The organism is Cylindrospermum stagnale PCC 7417 (genome assembly GCF_000317535.1).
In the GTDB taxonomy this organism is placed as follows: Bacteria; Cyanobacteriota; Cyanobacteriia; order Cyanobacteriales; family Nostocaceae; genus Cylindrospermum; species Cylindrospermum stagnale.
The window spans coordinates 94,571-110,589 of the sequence record NC_019757.1 but is presented as its reverse complement, the minus strand read 5'-3'; the positions used below and the strand labels follow the sequence as shown (position 1 = coordinate 110,589).

Here is a 16,019-nt window from a genome sequence, read left to right as displayed (position 1 = left end):
GCCAAATGTAGTAAATTCCCGGTAACTGTACACGACTAACATTATCTCTCCCCACACCTACCACAAGTTCTTAATTCAACCACTGAAAACAAGTTGACAACTATGATCTGATGAAGCATGTATCCGTTTCATCATTCATGTTTTAAAGTTAACTGTTCTCTGGCTGGTTTTTATCGTCCACTAGAAATAAACAACCAGTAAAATTAATCAACCTTAAGGCGTAAAAGTAATTCAGATAAATTACGACATTTGAAGCATGAAAGCTGAAGCATCAGGTTTCTTGATGAGACTTTAATTATTCCTCTCAAAAGCCTGCTTTTGGCTAATATTAAAAAAGACTTGCGGACTCGCTGAAGAAAGAACATCCCAAATCACGACTAGACCTTGTTTGATCAAGTAGCTATCCGGGTAATCTGCAAGTATAGAGTTTTATATCCTACTGAAGAACATTAGGGAAAAGTTACAAAAAAATACAGCCATCTGATTGCGACTTGGGATATACCTAAGTAGTAAAGCAATATTGGGATTAATACAGGGCATGCGTTATGGCTACGCTGAATATTTCCGAATTAGAGCAGGTTGATAAGTTTCGCAATTTACAATTAACTCTGCGCGACCGCTGGAAAACTAGCGAGTTATTTGACAATAGTGAAGCGGATATTTTAATTATTCCCTCTTTGAGTATCGACCAGCGAGAACTCCAGAAAATCGAAGGTTGTGAGCATTATGAAGAAAGATTGCTATTTAGTTTAATTCGCTTGCGGAATCCCCGCACTAGGCTAATTTATGTAACGTCAATGCCACTGCATCCCAGCATCATTGATTACTATCTACAACTGTTACCAGGAATTCCATTTTCTCATGCTCGCAACCGTTTGCTGCTGCTTTCTACTTATGATTCTTCTTTAAAACCGCTGAGTCAAAAAATTTTAGAACGTCCCCGATTGCTAGAGAGAATTCGTCAAGCTTTGCGGCTAGATAAATCATTTATGGCTTGTTACAATTCTTCATTCTGGGAAGCGGAATTATCGATTCAATTGGGTGTACCTTTGTATGCGGCTGCGCCAGATTTGCAGATTTGGGGGACAAAAAGTGGTAGCCGGAAAATCTTTAAAGAAAGTGGTGTACCCCTTCCGGATGGTAGCGAACAGAAATGGAGCGCCGCAGATTTGGCGGTTGCTGCGGGTGATTTGTGGGAACGTCAACCGACATTACAACGAATGGTGGTGAAACTCAACGAAGGTATTTCGGGAGAAGGAAATGCACTGTTGGATCTCAAACCTTTGATGGATGTTGCGCCAGGGAAAGGTTCTCATGATCAACGGGTAGCGGCGATTAGCGATCGCTTTTCCCATCTGCGTTTTCAAGCCCCAAAAGAGAATTGGGAGAATTTTTCATCCCGTATACCAGAGATGGGGGCTATCGTTGAGGCATTTGTAGAAGGGGAAAAAAAGCGATCGCCAAGTGTGCAAGGACGCATCACACCCACCGGGGAAGTAGAAATCCTCTCCACCCACGACCAAATTCTCGGAGGCCCAGACGGACAAATTTATCTCGGTTGCCGATTTCCCGCAGATGAACGCTATCGTTTGGAATTACAGCAATTAGGCTTACAAGTTGGCAATCATCTGGCAAAAAAAGGCGTATTAGAGAGATTTGGTGTTGATTTTATCGCCGTTGACCAAGGTAATGGTCAATGGGATATTCAAGCGATTGAAATCAACCTCCGTAAAGGTGGCACAACTCATCCTTTCATGACTCTAAAATTATTAACCAATGGACGCTATGACCTCTCCACCGGTTTATTTTACAGTCAGCAAGGACGCCCTAAATACTACATTGCCACAGACAACTTGCAAAAAGACCGCTATCGGGGATTATTACCCAACGATTTAATGGATATTATCGCCCATCACAGATTACATTTTGATAGTGGAACGGAGACAAGCACAGTTTTCCATCTTATGGGTTGTCTTTCTCAATTTGGCAAATTAGGTTTAACCAGCATTGGCGATTCACCCCAACAAGCAGAAGACCTTTATAACAAAGTCGTCAAAGTTTTAGATGAAGAAACCCGCAGCGACAATAATCGTTACGCCTTGTTTTCAGATTACGCTTTTCCTATCGCTGGAGATGGCTACAGTTAAGTAATTCAGCTTTGGTGGTGCATCGAGAATATCCAAAAGCTGTGATGCAAACAGGATGCATTCAGGGCTAATAGCTAAAGTTAAAACTGATATCTTGCACCTAGCCCTAACGACTGGAAGTCGCGGCTACACAAACAAAGTCCACCTCCGTGGACTGAGGAAAGATAAAGGATTTTGGAGCCTGCGTAGGCAGGCTTTGTTCTGGTAGCCGCGATTTTAATCGTCTGGTGCTTTCTATTAGATTCAGAATTCATTCTGAGGCGGTTGTTGAGAATGAAATAGCCCTGAGTATGCATCATACCTTAGCCGTTTCTTTCTCAGATTCTAACCAGCGTTCATAAGTTTCTTTATCACCACCAAAGGAATCAAGTAATACTTGACGTTCTGGCATTGGCTGGAGTGGTGCATTAATAGGTGAATAATTGCAATAGCAAATTACAATCATATCAAAACCCATACCTACTGCAATATCAGGTGTGTAGGTTTCAACATGGGTTACTTCCCAATCACTTTGGCGATAATGGGTTTTAGCTTCTGGATACTGTGATTCAGCGAACTGTTCAACTCGGATAAATTCTGGTGGACGATACCCAGGTTCAGGTAATGGCTTGTCTGAACAATCATAATGTTCAGCTAGAGTTTTAGTCAGAGAACCTGTGTGGGCATATTTTCTCTCTTCCCAACCGGGTTGACGTTTCTCAGCACGGAAAACAATCCACTTACGCATCATTAATTCTCCTAATCAGTATTGGTTTCGTAATACGACTCTGGAAATTCAGTTTTGCCATCAAACACGCAATCGACTGGCAAAATATCGTTGCCTGTTTTCTCTGTATCAACCAGTCGCCAGCCGTATTTTTCTGCCATTTCTTCACAACAGTCCTCGTCCGCTGCTGCATGACGCGATTTATCTTCTTTTTCGTCATATCTTGGTTTTGTCACTATTATATTACTCCTTCTAACTAAAATTTAGGTTCTTCAGCGCTGTCTTCGCATTTGCTAGCGGAATCATTAGTATCATCAGAAGACTTTACTTCTTCTTTGGACTTGTTTTGTTTTTCTTTTAGCTCTTTTCGTTCTCGGAGTTTTCCAGACTGAAGCCTCTTTCTAAAAGTTTCATGGTCAGGAAGACGGTAAGTATCTGGACGCCCAGGATTGTTTTCTTTTAACACAAGACCTTCTTCAACTAAGAACTTGAGAGTCTTTTGAATAGTGCGAACTGACATTTCTGTGGTGTCAGCAATCTTTGCAAGGCGGGAAAAACATACTCCACGCCTGGCAAAGTGACAGATTAAGCGGAATTCGTTAGGCGTTAGTCCTGCATCGTCAACCGATGAGTGGACAAATAGCAAATTGGTTTTTTTATTTTCAGTCATCATAGCTTAAATTATAATATAGGCAAGCAAATACTGCATACCGGTAAGTAAAATTTGCGTACCTTTGCTAAAATAAATCTCCTATAACTCTTGTTTAGCAGTAATTTTCAGTGTCTGGCTTATTTGCAAATAATACAATAAAGGATATCCTTCTAAAGGTATCCCCTTTTAAATGACAAAATATGCGCCAAAGCACCGGAAAATCTTTGCTAATTAGAAATCTCGGTGCTAGACTGGAAACAGCCAACGCTGGTAACACAAAATTATGGAGGGATGCGTGGACAATAAGTGCAGAAATGCAAAAAACGCCCCTGGACTTGCACTCCAGAAGCGTTTCTCTATAATTTCGTACATCCAGCATTGGTGAAAATCCAATCAACAGGATGAATTTCTGTGAAAAAAGTAGATTTTGACTTCCCTAATTCTAGCGCAATTCAGAAAAAACTACCAGTACAAGAGACTTTTCAAGTTTTTTGTACCTGTAGAACTTGGATTAAGAATAACCGCTCTGTAATCCAAGCTTTTTTTTTGATATCTCAGCTAGGGATAGGCATCAGTGGAATAGAACCAAAAGAAGCAACAAATTGTACACAAAATACTGTGGTAAATATAGTACAGTACAACCAGATTTATGTTGAAGAAGCCAAGATTGTGAATAAATAACTAAAAATAAACACTTAGAATAAAGGAATTTATTCAATAGACTAGGTGTTTTGATGGTTATGTTAGGGCAAGCAATGTTGTATATACAACCTTACTTGCCTTTTATTTTTTTTAGCCAGTAGGGTGTGTTATGGCTTTAGCTTAAAGCATTATATTGCATAGCGAATAACTCACTCAACACATCTTCCCCAGCAACTTCTCCGCTGCTAATAAATCTTTCGACCTCAACCGAACCATCTGCAAAAAATTCAACTTCCCATCTTTGCCCAGGTATAGCCACATTCACCATAACGGTTTCATCGCGATTATGGGTTAAAGAATAACTGATTTTATCTTGTTCTAATTAATTGAGAAAGGCAATTAACTTACCAAATACATTATTTTTCATTTATCAAACCTTTTATCACTTAAAGCATTCAAAGCTGACCAATTTTGCAGAGGAGACAAACTGCGATGATCGCACACAGCACCCCCACAAAAGGGCGCATCTCATCTGTAAGGTTGAAAGACAGGTTAAATGCAACATTTAGAACTTAAGTAAAATAAGCGCTAAAATCAACTCAGCCTTTGTCCTCTAGCGGTTTTGTCCCACATTACTCAGAGCGCGGTTCACTGCATAAACCCTGACTGTCAACGACCTTACCCCCAACCTTGGGGAAACAAATTTTGTAACAGCTGTGGCGCACCGCTACAGTTGTTAGACCGCTATTTGCCCATCGAGCCGTTGGGTTCGGGTGGATTTGCCCAAATTTACACGATTTGGGATGAAAAGACCCAAACCGAGAAGGTGCTGAAAGTGTTGGTAGAAACTTCACCAAAAGCACTGGAATTGTTTACCCAAGAAGCGGCGGTTTTAATTGGTTTGCGGAATACCGGTGTTCCCAGAGTCGAGGCTGAAGGGTATTTTCAAATAAATTTGCCGCAACCTAAACCGCACCAGTTGGCTTGTCTGGTGATGGAAAAAATTAATGGGCAGAACCTAGAGGAAATACGCAGAAGTTATCCTCAAGGGTGTCCAGAAGATTTGGTGTTGAACTGGTTTCTCCAAGCTGTGAAGATTTTGCAGGAATTGCACAAAAGCCAGATTATTCACCGGGATATTAAACCTTCTAATTTAATGCTGCGTAATTCGGGGGGGACAAGCACAAATCAGTTGGTGCTGATTGATTTTGGTGGGGCCAAACAATTCAGCGGCGCAATTTTGCGTTATCCATCTAGTTCTACGCGGTTATATTCTTCTGGGTACAGTCCACCAGAACAAGTGACTGGGGGTAATGTGGGGCCTGCGGCTGATTTTTATGCCCTAGGACGGACGATGATTGAACTACTCACGGGTAAGTATCCGCCGGAGTTGGAAGATCCCGTAACTGGTCAGTTGCGCTGGCGAAATCAGGGTAATTTTAACCCGCGTCTAGCAGATTTGATTGATGAGATGGTGCAGGAGGATGTGCGATCGCGCCCCGCAAATGCAGCTATCATTCAAAAACGGTTAGTCAAAATCTCTCAAGCCGCATCAAAGCAGGGTTTATTTGCCCCAGTAAAGAACGCGTTTAAGCAAATATCCCAGCAATTTAATTTGCTAATCCAAGCAATTGAACAAGCTTTAGACGACCTGAATCAAGGGATTGCGGACACTAGTCTTTTTATTATTAAAGCGATCGCCAAATTACTCCTAGCTTGTCTAGCAACGGTTTGGTCCATGGTTCTCGCCGGGATCGGTGCTGCCATTGGGGCGATCGCCGGCTTTCTCTTAGCATATCGCACAAACTTAGGCGATCGGCTAGTGGAATTTATGTTGTATCAAGTACCGGAATTATTACCAAATACTCAACCTGTGGTAGGTGCAGAAATCATAGTTTTTGCCGTAGCTGGTTTGGGAACCGCCTGGGGACTCACCTTATCCGGGAGTTTTGGTCAAAAGCGGCGGTTTTTAGTAGCATCCCTGATGGGGATGATTAGCTACGGCTTAGGCTGGATAATTTACCAATTAATCACCCCACAAAATAGCGGTGAAGGGTTGACGGGATGGATTTTAGTGGCAATTTCCCTACTCACCTTGAGTTTAGGCATTCGTAGTCATCACCTAGTTTATGCCTTTATTGCTGCCTTTGGCAGTGCCAGCTTCTTTGCCGTGTTGATTTTTTTCGGGTTTCCCGCTGCACTCTTCCAATTTTCTAGTCAACCCACCTGGTTGGAGTTAGCGGTGCCAATTGCTTTCTTTAGTTTTGTCGGTGTCTTAATCAGCTTTTGGTTGGGAGTGAGTCACTACCTGATTGTCCCAGGGTTGCGCTGGTTAGGCTGGCGTTAAAAGATTACCACATCAAAATCCAGCCCAAATTGTAGAACAGGCGTCCCGCCTGTTAGACAGGCGGGACGCCTGTCCTACGGGATGATTTATTTCTTTGGGTGCCTGAAACAAATACCCAAAAACAAGATCCCCCTAGCCGCCTTTTTGCATTGGGCTAGGGGGATCACATACTTGGTAGTCTATAGATGGTTCAGTATAGTGTCCGACTAAGCTTATTATAGGGTCTCTATTTCATTTTGTGTAGTTCCTCCATCAGGATTAATCAAATTTTTATATTTTCTTCATCACCTTTAGACAGATGTTATTTTTTCAATTAAGTGGGGTGGGTCTGCTTGCTGTAGAGTGAGAGCATTTTGTTGATTGACACTTCTTTATCATGAAAGCAGAGCCTGTCAACTGAAATCAATCGATGCTTACCCGTATTAAAGACTTAGCCAAAACACTAGCACCCCGCTTAATTGAAATTCGCCGCCATCTCCACTCACACCCAGAACTCAGCGGTCAAGAGTACCAAACAGCCGCCTTTGTTGCTGGTGTGTTATCTTCTAGCGGTTTACATGTGCAAGAGGGAGTTGGCAAAACCGGCGTCATCGGCGAACTCCAAGGCACTAACCAAAATGACCGTTTATTGGCAATTCGCACCGACATGGATGCCTTGCCGATTCAAGAACGTACTGGGTTAGAATATGCCTCTCGCACAGCAGGGGTGATGCATGCTTGCGGTCACGATATCCACACCACAGTCGGGTTAGGAACGGCAATGATCCTGTCCGAACTGGCAGAAGAGTTGGGTGGTAAGGTGCGATTTTTATTTCAGCCAGCGGAAGAACTTGCCCAAGGGGCCGCATGGATGGTGAAAGATGGGGCGATGGAAAACGTCTCAGCAATATTAGGGTTGCATGTTTTCCCTTCTATCCCCGCAGGTTCAATTGGTATCCGTTACGGAGCATTAACGGCAGCAGCTGATGATTTAGAGATTATGATTATCGGCGAATCTGGACATGGGGCCCGTCCCCATGAGGCAATTGATGCCATTTGGATTGCTGCCCAAGTCATTACCTCACTGCAACAAGCGATTAGCCGGACACAGAATCCCTTGCGTCCAGTAGTGTTGAGCATAGGGCAGATTAATGGTGGCAGAGCGCCAAATGTGATTGCCGATCAGGTGCAGTTATTGGGTACTGTGCGATCGCTCCATCCAGAAAGTCGTGCCAATCTCCCCAGCTGGATTGAAAACATTGTCGCTAATGTCTGCCATGCCTACGGCGGGCGTTATCAAGTTAATTATCGCCAAGGCGTGCCCAGTGTGCAAAACGATTACACCCTCACCCAATTGTGCCAATCAGCAGCGGAAGAAGCTTGGAGTTGCGATCGCGTTCAAGTACTACCCGAACCCTCCCTTGGTGCTGAAGATTTTTCCGTGTATTTAGAACACGCCCCCGGTTCCATGTTTCGCTTGGGAGTAGGCTACAAAGAAAGAATCATTAATCACCCATTACACCATCCCCAATTTGAAGTCGATGAATCTGCCATTCTTACCGGCGTTGTAACAATGGCTTATGCCGCTTATAAATTTTGGTTGTAAAAATCAACCATGAGGCAGGCAATAGACCGTCTCACGAATGATTTAGGATTGCTATAGTGGTGCAGTGGTAGTCAATATAACTCACCAGCAGCAATTCCTAGAGATGAATAACCGAGAAAATTACTGCTATACTATTTTGGTTAATAGCTAGTCAAAAAAATCCTTCTTAGCCGCGATTCATCAACCTAATTTTGACTTTGACTACTAACAGATAAAAGTCAAAATTTAAATTTGATAGAATCAACTTCATTATTTTCTCGTATGATTAAACCCAAATTCTTTACTGAAAAATCTTAAAAGAATTTTGGATGGTTTAATATTGTGATCAAATCTAACCTTAGTACCGCGAACTATGCCCCCCATACAACCAGTAGAACCCTCATTACAACCGCCTGTTAATGGTAATTGGTACTTGCTTAGTGTGCGTTCTAAAAAACGCGAGTTATTTCTGAAATATTTGGAACTTGCTATTACCCAAAATAATCTAAGAGAATTAATTTTGCAGGTACAAATTCCCCAAGAATCAGTATATGAAGATATTGTTCTAGTTAATTTAAGTAATTTTAAAACAGCATATACTTTTCTGCAAAAAGTTGATTGCTTCCAGAATATAGAACGCAAACCATTGCAGTCAGAACAAGTCACTCGGATGTTAGCCAGCAAGCAAAAGTAGAAACAATACCTGCAACATCTCTACTCAATGAACCATAGATAGTCGTAGTAGGGACACAGCATTGCTGTGTCCCTACAGTATGAGCTAATTATTTTAAAACCGCTGCAATGCTAGACATTTGCTCCGGTCTTAGCGCCCCCGAATCTCTGCTGAATTCTACTCTTAGCAGATTTGAACTGTGTAGATAGTTCCTCACTCTGCACAGTGCTTAAATTATTGCGAATTGCCGCAAACAATGTGTTTTCTTCTTGACGAACATGATCCGTAACGATGTCCGACAATTGTCTGACTCTATCTTTAAATTCAGATGCAGAAGGGTTAATATTCCTAATTTCGTCTAACAGCCGTTTCATCTCAGCTTGTTCATCATAAAGCTCTTGGGTATCTTCCTCACCGTAGAAAGCACGGACTCGTGGATAAACTATTTCTTCTTCCGCTTCAGCGTGGGCAGTTAAATCCTTGTAGATTTGACCAAAATACTCTTGGATCTTTTGCGGATCATTGCTTTGTAACAGTTCAGTAAACAGGACATTAACCTTATTGTGATCCATACGGAGCACATCCTGGATGTTCAAATCCTGTTTATCACTGGTTTGAGTAACAGCACTACCTACTACGCCAGTAAATGCTGCCACGGCATCCTGAACTCGCGCCCAAATACCTTGATCTGCATCTTGTCCGGTGAGTTCGCGCACACCCAAAATCTCCAGAATACCTTTGAGTTGCTCTTGGTGGGCGCGGTTCTCAAAGTTAATTGTATTTAAAGGGCCAATTGCCGCCATTACATCAGCACCAACTCTTTGAGCAGCCTTGTGAATTAACAAGCCGGTCATTACTTGTTGGTGCTTCAGCAATTCATGCTTAAATACTTTTTCATACAAGCTCAATTCAGAACCTTGCATCAGTTCCCGAACCTTTTCCACCTCTTGTTGAACCGTTCTATTTGGTTCTTTGTGGATGCCATACTGAACGATTACAGTATCCAGCACGCCCAGATTTTTTTGGTCATCATTAAGCATATCTTGGATGCGTTGAGAGATTTCACTATCAGTGGATTCTCTCAAAAATAGTTGCTCATTCTCAATGAGCAACTGTTGGAGTAATTTCATGTCTCCCAATTTAGTAGCGATTGCATTGCGTTTAGTATCATCTAAAGTGTATACCATCTTTAGTTCTCCTCGGAAAAGTATTCGTAACTATTGCCAATTTCAATTTGCCATAGATATTAGTAATAATCCATCTTTCTTTTGAGCGATTACCTAGGTAACTCAGGATAGAGAAAGCATTTTTTTGTGGCTTGTTTATTACCTCCACTATTAGACAGATAAGTTAAAAACTTTTACTCTTTCGCCAGATAGATAAATTTTTAATGCCAATCTTCTAGATTGACTCCAAGATAGTCGAACAGGAGATGAAGTCATAATGCCAGATAGTCCTGGATTAGGAGAGCAAGCGCTGAATAAAGCGGCAGAAATTGGCTTATCTAGCCAGCTAGATGCAGTAGAAAATTTGGATGTCAGTATTAAAACTGATCCGCTCAAACTGGTTCAGGGACAAGTTGACACAGTAACCATTGAAGGCGAAGGTTTGGTAATGCAAAAAGACCTCCGCATGGAGGAAATAGAAATGCAAATAAATAGCGTTGCTATTAATCCTCTCAGTGCTGCCTTTGGAAAAATTGAACTTACCAAACCAACTGTAGGCAGTGCGCGAGTTGTCTTAACCGAAGCCGATATAAATCGCGCCTTCAACTCCGAATATGTAAGGTCAAAACTCCAAAGTCAGAAAATAGATATCCAGGGACAACCGATGACAATCTCACCCCAAAATGTAGAGTTTCGCCTACCTGGTGAGGGAAAAGTTGCACTCAATGCCAGCATCGTGTTAGTCGAAAACGGCGAAACTCACCAAATTGCTTTTTCAGCGATACCTCGTGTTAGTACTAACGGAACAACTGTGTCTCTGGAAAATGTTGAGTATGGCGAAGATGAGGAAATCTCACCAGAATTAACACAAGCTTTAATAGATCAAACCAGCGAGATTTTGAATTTGAGTAACTTTGATTTAGAAGGAATGAGCCTGCGAGTTAAGCGACTAGAAGTAGAAGTAGGCAAACTAACGCTGCAAGCTGAAGCTTACGTTGAACAAATTCCTGACGCTTAAAATTAGGATACTAATAATGGAAACTACAGAAACAAATTCGACACCTTTCCCAAATCTCCCCCCAATTATTGAAAGTGACGACAGAGAGTATCTTGATAGCGGCGTACCCAGCACAGTAGCGATCGCCGGACATCCTCTACACCCCCTAACAGTCATCTTTCCCATAGCCTTTTTAGCCGCCGCTTTAGGCAGCGACTTCGGCTACTGGTTAACCAATGATTTCTTCTGGGCTAGGGCTTCGTTATGGCTAATCGGACTCGGTTTAGTTGGAGGTGTCATAGCAGCGCTAACCGGCATGAGCGACTTTTTGAAAATTGAAAGAGTCCGCAAACGCACTGCCGGCTGGGCGCATCTGATTCTTAACGTTTCTATCCTCGTCTTGAGTGCCCTCAACTTCATCCTCCGTCTGGGGAATCCTGAATCACGAATCCTACCTTGGGGACTGTTCCTCTCCCTTGTTGTCGGTACGCTGACTAGTATTACCGGCTGGTTTGGTGCGGAACTCTCCTATCGCCACAAAATCGGTGTGGTGGGTGCTGGTAGCAGAAGATATCCATAAAGAGAGAAAACGGCGGGGTAAAAGCTAAAATTTTCTTTAGTCTCAAGCAGAAAGAAAATGCTCCGAAACCGTAATCAAAAAATATTTATTATCCTTTCTATGCTCATCGTTGTGGCGATGGGCTTTTTCTTTAAGTACTACACTGGGATTAGCCAACAGTGGTTTAATAACTACGTTGCAGCTATATTTTACGAGATATTTTGGTGTTTATTCGCCTTTTGGTTTTTCAGAAATCGGGCAGCAGTGCAGCAAATTCCTTTAGGGGTTTTTGTCATCACCTGTATACTAGAATTCTTGCAGCTTTGGCATCCACCACTATTAGAGGCAATTCGCGCCACCTTGATAGGTAAATTGTTGCTTGGTACTACCTTTGCTTGGTGGGATTTTCCTCATTATCTCTTGGGTTGTGTTTTGGGTTGGTTGTGGCTGAGACAATTACAAGGAATAGGCAATGCAAAAAAAAGTTAAAGTTAAACCTAATTCAAAAAAGCAAAAGATTGCAGAACAACTAGACGGGAGTTTGACTGTACATTTAAAATCACCGCCAGTAGATGGTAAAGCTAATGAAGAGTTAATTAAACTACTAGCTGAAAAATTTGCTGTACCCAAATCTTATGTCAGAATTAAGTCCGGTTTATCCTCCCGGCAAAAGCTAGTTGAAATTGACATAGATATCTAAGCTCTAAAATATTTAATTTGCTCATTTATGCTGATGGGCAACTCGGAAATTTCACGTGAATAAAAGTAGTCAATCTTCGCGCACTTGTATGGACATTAGGGGAAACAAATTGGCACTTTTTTCTGAAAGTCAAAAATCAGCCAGTTAAAGAAAGCAATTCTCTTAGTGCTGCTAATTTTATCGTAACTGGGCTGCCGTCTGCTTTCTGAATGTGCAGCATCGCTTCAGATAATATATTCCCTAGTAGAGTCAGGGAGCGAGAAACAAAAGTTAAACTTCCTGAGTAATAGTGATATGTCTCGACTCAGCTTTGACTCGTTCTATCCAAGCTTGAATAGCGGGAAATTGTGTCAAATCAAATCCACCCTCATCGGCTACATGAGTGTAAGCAAACAAGGCGATATCGGCGATAGTATAACGCTCCGCCACAAAAAAAGTGTGAGATTTTAAATGGTTTTCCATCACTTTAAGTGCTGCATAACCCGGTTCACTTTTTTGCTTGATGGCTTCATGATATTCTTCAGCCTTACCTAAAATAGAAATCCAAAATCTTGATGTAGCGATGAAAGGTTCATGGCTGTACTGCTCAAAAAATAACCATTGCAATACTTGCGCTCGTAAAAAGCGGTCATAGGGTAAAAATTCGGTGCCTTCACTCAGATACACCAAAATAGCGTTGGATTCTGCCAAGTATTGCCCTGGTTCAATTTCCAACAGGGGAACTTTCCCGTTGGGATTTTTGCTGAAAAATTCTGTTGTTCGAGTCTCGCCGTTGATGATGTTAACTTCTACCCTCTCAAAGGGCATACCCATTTGTGTCAATAGAAGACGTATTTTATAACAATTACCTGAAAGTAAAAAATCGTACAAGCGCAGCGTTTCCATGCCCAAATAATTATGGTGAGGGAGGTGTTGAGAATAAAGAGTTTAAGATAAAATATTCTACCAAATTATTTCCCTAAAACCGGAGACATTTTTCTTCATATTTGACCTTATTCTGACAATATAAACTCCAAAAGCATTATTTATTTCTAGTATTTTTACATTAAACTTTAGTCAGTGGTTGAGAATAAAAATACCTGTGCAATATTTACTTTAAACCAGTCAGCAGCAGCTTTTGCCCAATTTTTCCATATCCAGGAAGTGCCGGTTTTTCCCACCGGACATAACATCGCACCTAGGCAAATAGTGGCAACAGTGTTACATATTTCTGCAAGCAAAGAGTGTGAATTTCATCATCTAGGTTCGGGGTTAACTTTTTCGCATCTTTCTCTCTCAACCTTTCGCGTTATAGTAGCGGCATATCAGGCGGGTGAAGACGTAGCTGTAGACTAGCGAGGGCATGAGATAGTTGAGGAGTAGGGCATCTCTGGTGTTGTTAGCCGACCAATCTAGTTTTTAACCAAGTGCAAACGCCTGAACCACTACCAACCCTATTGTGTTCCGATCCAGACCCAGTTCACACCGGGGTGAACTACTTTTAGCACGATAGTCTCGTCGAATGTATCATCTAAGTGAGTATAATCAAGAATGCAAATCAGTTAAATTAACTATTGAGAATACTAATTGCAAAAATACCAGAAAGAGTGAGAATTCGCGGCTAAACAAAGCCTGCTTCAGCGGAATTTAGAGAGTCTGCTTTGTGAGCCAGTGACTGACAGTCCAAAGGCATTTTTTGCGTTAATCGCTGTAAAACCATAGAGGCAATATGCCAAGAACACAAAAAAACGATAACTTTGTTGACAAATCCTTTACAGTGATGGCCGATATCATCCTGAAGATATTGCCAACGAATAAAAAAGCCAAAGAAGCGTTTGTTTATTACCGAGATGGCATGTCGGCCCAGGCAGAAGGAGAATATGCCGAAGCTTTAGAGTACTACGAAGAAGCTTTAACCCTAGAGGAAGACTCGAACGATCGCGGTTATATTCTCTACAATATGGGGCTGATCTATGCCAGTAACGGCGACCACGACAAGGCTTTAGAATTGTATCACCAGGCAATTGAGTTAAATCCCCGGCTACCCCAAGCCTTAAACAACATCGCTGTGATTTTTCACTACCAAGGCGAAAAGGCTAAAGAAGCTGGAGATCACGATGGCGGTGAAGCGCTGTTTGATCAAGCCGCAGACTATTGGATTAGAGCGATTCGCATGGCTCCCAATAACTACATCGAAGCCCAAAACTGGTTAAAAACCACTGGGCGATCGCAAATCGACGTATTCTTCTAGCTGAATTAGTCATTGGTCATTGGTCAAAGGTCATTTACTATTGACTAATGACTAGTGACTAAATGACTAAATTATGATTGATCGTGAGCAAGTTCGCAAAGTAGCTCTTCTGGCTCGTTTAGAATTGACACCAGAAGAAGAGGCACAATTCACCACCCAGCTAGGAAGCATTCTGGATTATATTCAACAGCTGAGTGAACTTGATGTCAGCGATGTGCCCCCGACAACAAGGGCCATTGATGTCAGTAATGTGACGCGAGAAGATGAGTTGCAACCCTATCCTGACCGAGAAGCGATCCTTCAAAGTGCGCCTGAACAAGAAGGGGAATTTTTTAAAGTCCCAAAAATCCTCAACGCCGAGTAGTAGCTTGGAGTAACTCCAGAGCATAAGTTAACTGCTTGAAAGAAGAATCCCACCCCTTTCAGAAATTGTCGGGGTGGGAGCGGCAATTATTACCCCTAATCAGGGGAGAAGTTAATTAACTTTATTTTGGCGCACGAAAGCCAGCTTTTTCTGCCGTTGCTGTATCTTTAAAGCAAATTTCTGGCTTGACTTTGGCGTAATCAGCCGACTTAGCAATGTGGTAGATGTTGCCTCGTTTGGCAGTGATTTTGCCCTTCACAGGTGCGCTGGTGGGACAGGCTGTTTCGCTTTGAGGTTTAACCCCTAGCTTTTGTGCTGCTGCTGGAATAGCGGCGCTAGGAGACGGCTTACCTTGAGAAACAGGAGCGGGATTTTCAGGCTTGTTACTAACAGGTTCTTCAGGCTTGTTACCACAACTTGCCAGCATTAAAACAGCTAATAATGTGAGACCAAGGCTCAATTGACGAGGTTTAACTTGAGTATTCATTGAAATTTGTACTACCGATAAAAGGATGTTGAGCCAATATTTAGGGAACACTTACACAAGGTGCTGCCCAAAAGAATTGGCTATTAAAAATTCGAGATGCTACTGGATTCTATAATGGGGAAGCCTAGTCAACGAATAAATCTCCTTTCTGATTGAAGTAAACTATTTTAGCCGACTGTGACTTCGTCGGTGACGACATCAGTAGCACCGTTAACAACTCTTGCAATCTCGACCAACTGATCCAGAATGTCTTGACTGGGGACTTGCCCTTTTAAAACCACTGTAGTTCCCAACTGAGCGACATAGAGGGAATTAATCTCATCAAACCGGGAGTCTTCGTCAAAAGCAAGGGCGACTCTTTTTGCCAGACCACTTTGGTCATATTCCCCACTCAGTCCCACTCGCTCAATAGGGATAGTTTCGCCGTCTGAAGAGTTATCAGCAACTAAAGTTGTATCAGGATTCACTTGAGCATCTGCTGGTTTTTCTAAACCAAATAGTCTTTGTAGCCAAGCCATAAAAGTAAGTTCTCCAACGCAAAATATTGAAATTACACAAGTAGTCTATCGTGGCTTGTAGTGAGATAATGGTGGACAAAATAACAGAGGCAAAGTCCGAAAGCAATAGATATCTATAGAAGCTGAATGATCTGAGTTATATCAGCAGGGAAAAGGAAACCGTTAGAGTCTGTAAACAATAGATACAAAATGACTGGTAATAAATAATAGATCATGGGTAATTGGGGTATCACTCTGATGGCCGAAAAGTGAACTGGAAGAGAAGGG

Annotated in this window: 20 protein-coding genes; 12 read left to right on the top strand and 8 right to left on the bottom strand. The window is 42.1% G+C overall.

What is annotated here, in order from left to right; genetic code table 11:
* The first annotated feature begins 545 nt into the window (after window positions 1–545).
* Window positions 546–2,147, top strand: coding sequence for a peptide ligase PGM1-related protein (locus CYLST_RS00505; RefSeq protein WP_015205744.1), 1,602 nt, complete (start codon window positions 546–548; stop codon window positions 2,145–2,147).
* 295 nt (window positions 2,148–2,442) lie between these two features.
* Here the strand turns inward: CYLST_RS00505 and CYLST_RS00500 are convergent, their stop codons facing one another.
* The 3 genes from CYLST_RS00500 to CYLST_RS32090 are packed head-to-tail and all read right to left on the bottom strand — an operon-like array spanning window position 2,443 to window position 3,526.
* A complete protein-coding gene (locus tag CYLST_RS00500; protein ID WP_041232898.1) occupies window positions 2,443–2,874 on the bottom strand; it encodes a hypothetical protein in 432 nt (143 codons plus the stop codon).
* A gap of 11 nt (window positions 2,875–2,885) precedes the next feature.
* The gene (locus CYLST_RS00495) at window positions 2,886–3,089 is read right to left on the bottom strand and encodes a hypothetical protein (protein WP_015205742.1); all 204 of its coding nucleotides are present in this window, start codon (window positions 3,087–3,089) and stop codon (window positions 2,886–2,888) included.
* Window positions 3,090–3,109: 20 nt separating this feature from the next.
* A complete protein-coding gene (locus CYLST_RS32090; protein WP_015205741.1) occupies window positions 3,110–3,526 on the bottom strand; it encodes a helix-turn-helix domain-containing protein in 417 nt (138 codons plus the stop codon).
* 390 nt (window positions 3,527–3,916) lie between these two features.
* Here CYLST_RS32090 and CYLST_RS00485 point away from each other — a divergent pair, with 390 nt between their 5' ends.
* A complete protein-coding gene (locus tag CYLST_RS00485; protein ID WP_015205740.1) occupies window positions 3,917–4,186 on the top strand; it encodes a hypothetical protein in 270 nt (89 codons plus the stop codon).
* Between the two features lie 136 nt (window positions 4,187–4,322).
* Here CYLST_RS00485 and CYLST_RS35415 read toward each other — a convergent pair whose 3' ends face one another.
* Window positions 4,323–4,475 (bottom strand): hypothetical protein, encoded by a 153-nt coding sequence (locus tag CYLST_RS35415; RefSeq protein WP_216595229.1) that lies wholly within the window; start codon window positions 4,473–4,475, stop codon window positions 4,323–4,325.
* Between the two features lie 294 nt (window positions 4,476–4,769).
* Between CYLST_RS35415 and CYLST_RS00475 the strand changes: the two genes are divergently transcribed.
* The 3 genes from CYLST_RS00475 to CYLST_RS00465 all read left to right on the top strand — a co-directional run bounded on the left by CYLST_RS00475 (window position 4,770) and on the right by CYLST_RS00465 (window position 8,752).
* The gene (locus CYLST_RS00475; RefSeq protein WP_015205739.1) at window positions 4,770–6,494 is read left to right on the top strand and encodes a serine/threonine protein kinase; all 1,725 of its coding nucleotides are present in this window, start codon (window positions 4,770–4,772) and stop codon (window positions 6,492–6,494) included.
* 409 nt (window positions 6,495–6,903) lie between these two features.
* Window positions 6,904–8,079 (top strand): M20 family metallopeptidase, encoded by a 1,176-nt coding sequence (locus CYLST_RS00470; RefSeq protein WP_015205738.1) that lies wholly within the window; start codon window positions 6,904–6,906, stop codon window positions 8,077–8,079.
* Window positions 8,080–8,431: 352 nt separating this feature from the next.
* The gene (locus CYLST_RS00465; RefSeq protein ID WP_015205737.1) at window positions 8,432–8,752 is read left to right on the top strand and encodes a hypothetical protein; all 321 of its coding nucleotides are present in this window, start codon (window positions 8,432–8,434) and stop codon (window positions 8,750–8,752) included.
* A gap of 110 nt (window positions 8,753–8,862) precedes the next feature.
* Here CYLST_RS00465 and CYLST_RS00460 read toward each other — a convergent pair whose 3' ends face one another.
* Window positions 8,863–9,918 (bottom strand): hemerythrin domain-containing protein, encoded by a 1,056-nt coding sequence (locus CYLST_RS00460; RefSeq protein ID WP_015205736.1) that lies wholly within the window; start codon window positions 9,916–9,918, stop codon window positions 8,863–8,865.
* 256 nt (window positions 9,919–10,174) lie between these two features.
* On the opposite strand from CYLST_RS00460, the gene CYLST_RS00455 reads away from it, so the two are divergent.
* From CYLST_RS00455 to CYLST_RS00440, 4 genes are read left to right on the top strand one after another with little or no spacing between them, the layout of a single operon-like run.
* A complete protein-coding gene (locus CYLST_RS00455) occupies window positions 10,175–10,915 on the top strand; it encodes an LmeA family phospholipid-binding protein (RefSeq protein WP_015205735.1) in 741 nt (246 codons plus the stop codon).
* Window positions 10,916–10,931: 16 nt separating this feature from the next.
* Complete coding sequence (locus tag CYLST_RS00450) at window positions 10,932–11,474, top strand: DUF2231 domain-containing protein (RefSeq protein ID WP_015205734.1); 543 nt, start codon at window positions 10,932–10,934, stop codon at window positions 11,472–11,474.
* A gap of 57 nt (window positions 11,475–11,531) precedes the next feature.
* Window positions 11,532–11,942 (top strand): ribosomal maturation YjgA family protein, encoded by a 411-nt coding sequence (locus CYLST_RS00445; protein ID WP_015205733.1) that lies wholly within the window; start codon window positions 11,532–11,534, stop codon window positions 11,940–11,942.
* Complete coding sequence (locus CYLST_RS00440; protein ID WP_015205732.1) at window positions 11,926–12,153, top strand: DUF167 domain-containing protein; 228 nt, start codon at window positions 11,926–11,928, stop codon at window positions 12,151–12,153. The genes CYLST_RS00445 and CYLST_RS00440 overlap by 17 nt, the downstream gene beginning before the upstream one ends.
* 270 nt (window positions 12,154–12,423) lie before the next feature.
* Here the strand turns inward: CYLST_RS00440 and CYLST_RS00435 are convergent, their stop codons facing one another.
* Window positions 12,424–13,038, bottom strand: coding sequence for a glutathione S-transferase family protein (locus tag CYLST_RS00435; RefSeq protein ID WP_015205731.1), 615 nt, complete (start codon window positions 13,036–13,038; stop codon window positions 12,424–12,426).
* Between the two features lie 174 nt (window positions 13,039–13,212).
* On the opposite strand from CYLST_RS00435, the gene CYLST_RS00430 reads away from it, so the two are divergent.
* From CYLST_RS00430 to gatC, 3 genes are all read left to right on the top strand, one after another.
* On the top strand, window positions 13,213–13,488 hold the full coding sequence (locus CYLST_RS00430) for a hypothetical protein (protein ID WP_015205730.1): 276 nt from the start codon (window positions 13,213–13,215) through the stop codon (window positions 13,486–13,488).
* 373 nt (window positions 13,489–13,861) lie between these two features.
* On the top strand, window positions 13,862–14,383 hold the full coding sequence (locus CYLST_RS00425; RefSeq protein ID WP_015205729.1) for a photosystem I assembly protein Ycf3: 522 nt from the start codon (window positions 13,862–13,864) through the stop codon (window positions 14,381–14,383).
* A 73-nt stretch (window positions 14,384–14,456) separates the two neighbouring features.
* Window positions 14,457–14,747, top strand: a complete 291-nt coding sequence (gatC, locus tag CYLST_RS00420) for an Asp-tRNA(Asn)/Glu-tRNA(Gln) amidotransferase subunit GatC (protein ID WP_015205728.1) — start codon at window positions 14,457–14,459, stop codon at window positions 14,745–14,747.
* Window positions 14,748–14,868: 121 nt separating this feature from the next.
* Here the strand turns inward: gatC and CYLST_RS00415 are convergent, their stop codons facing one another.
* The gene (locus CYLST_RS00415; RefSeq protein WP_015205727.1) at window positions 14,869–15,234 is read right to left on the bottom strand and encodes a sunset domain-containing protein; all 366 of its coding nucleotides are present in this window, start codon (window positions 15,232–15,234) and stop codon (window positions 14,869–14,871) included.
* Window positions 15,235–15,401: 167 nt separating this feature from the next.
* Window positions 15,402–15,752, bottom strand: a complete 351-nt coding sequence (locus CYLST_RS00410; RefSeq protein ID WP_015205726.1) for a BON domain-containing protein — start codon at window positions 15,750–15,752, stop codon at window positions 15,402–15,404.
* Between the last annotated feature and the right edge of the window lie 267 nt (window positions 15,753–16,019).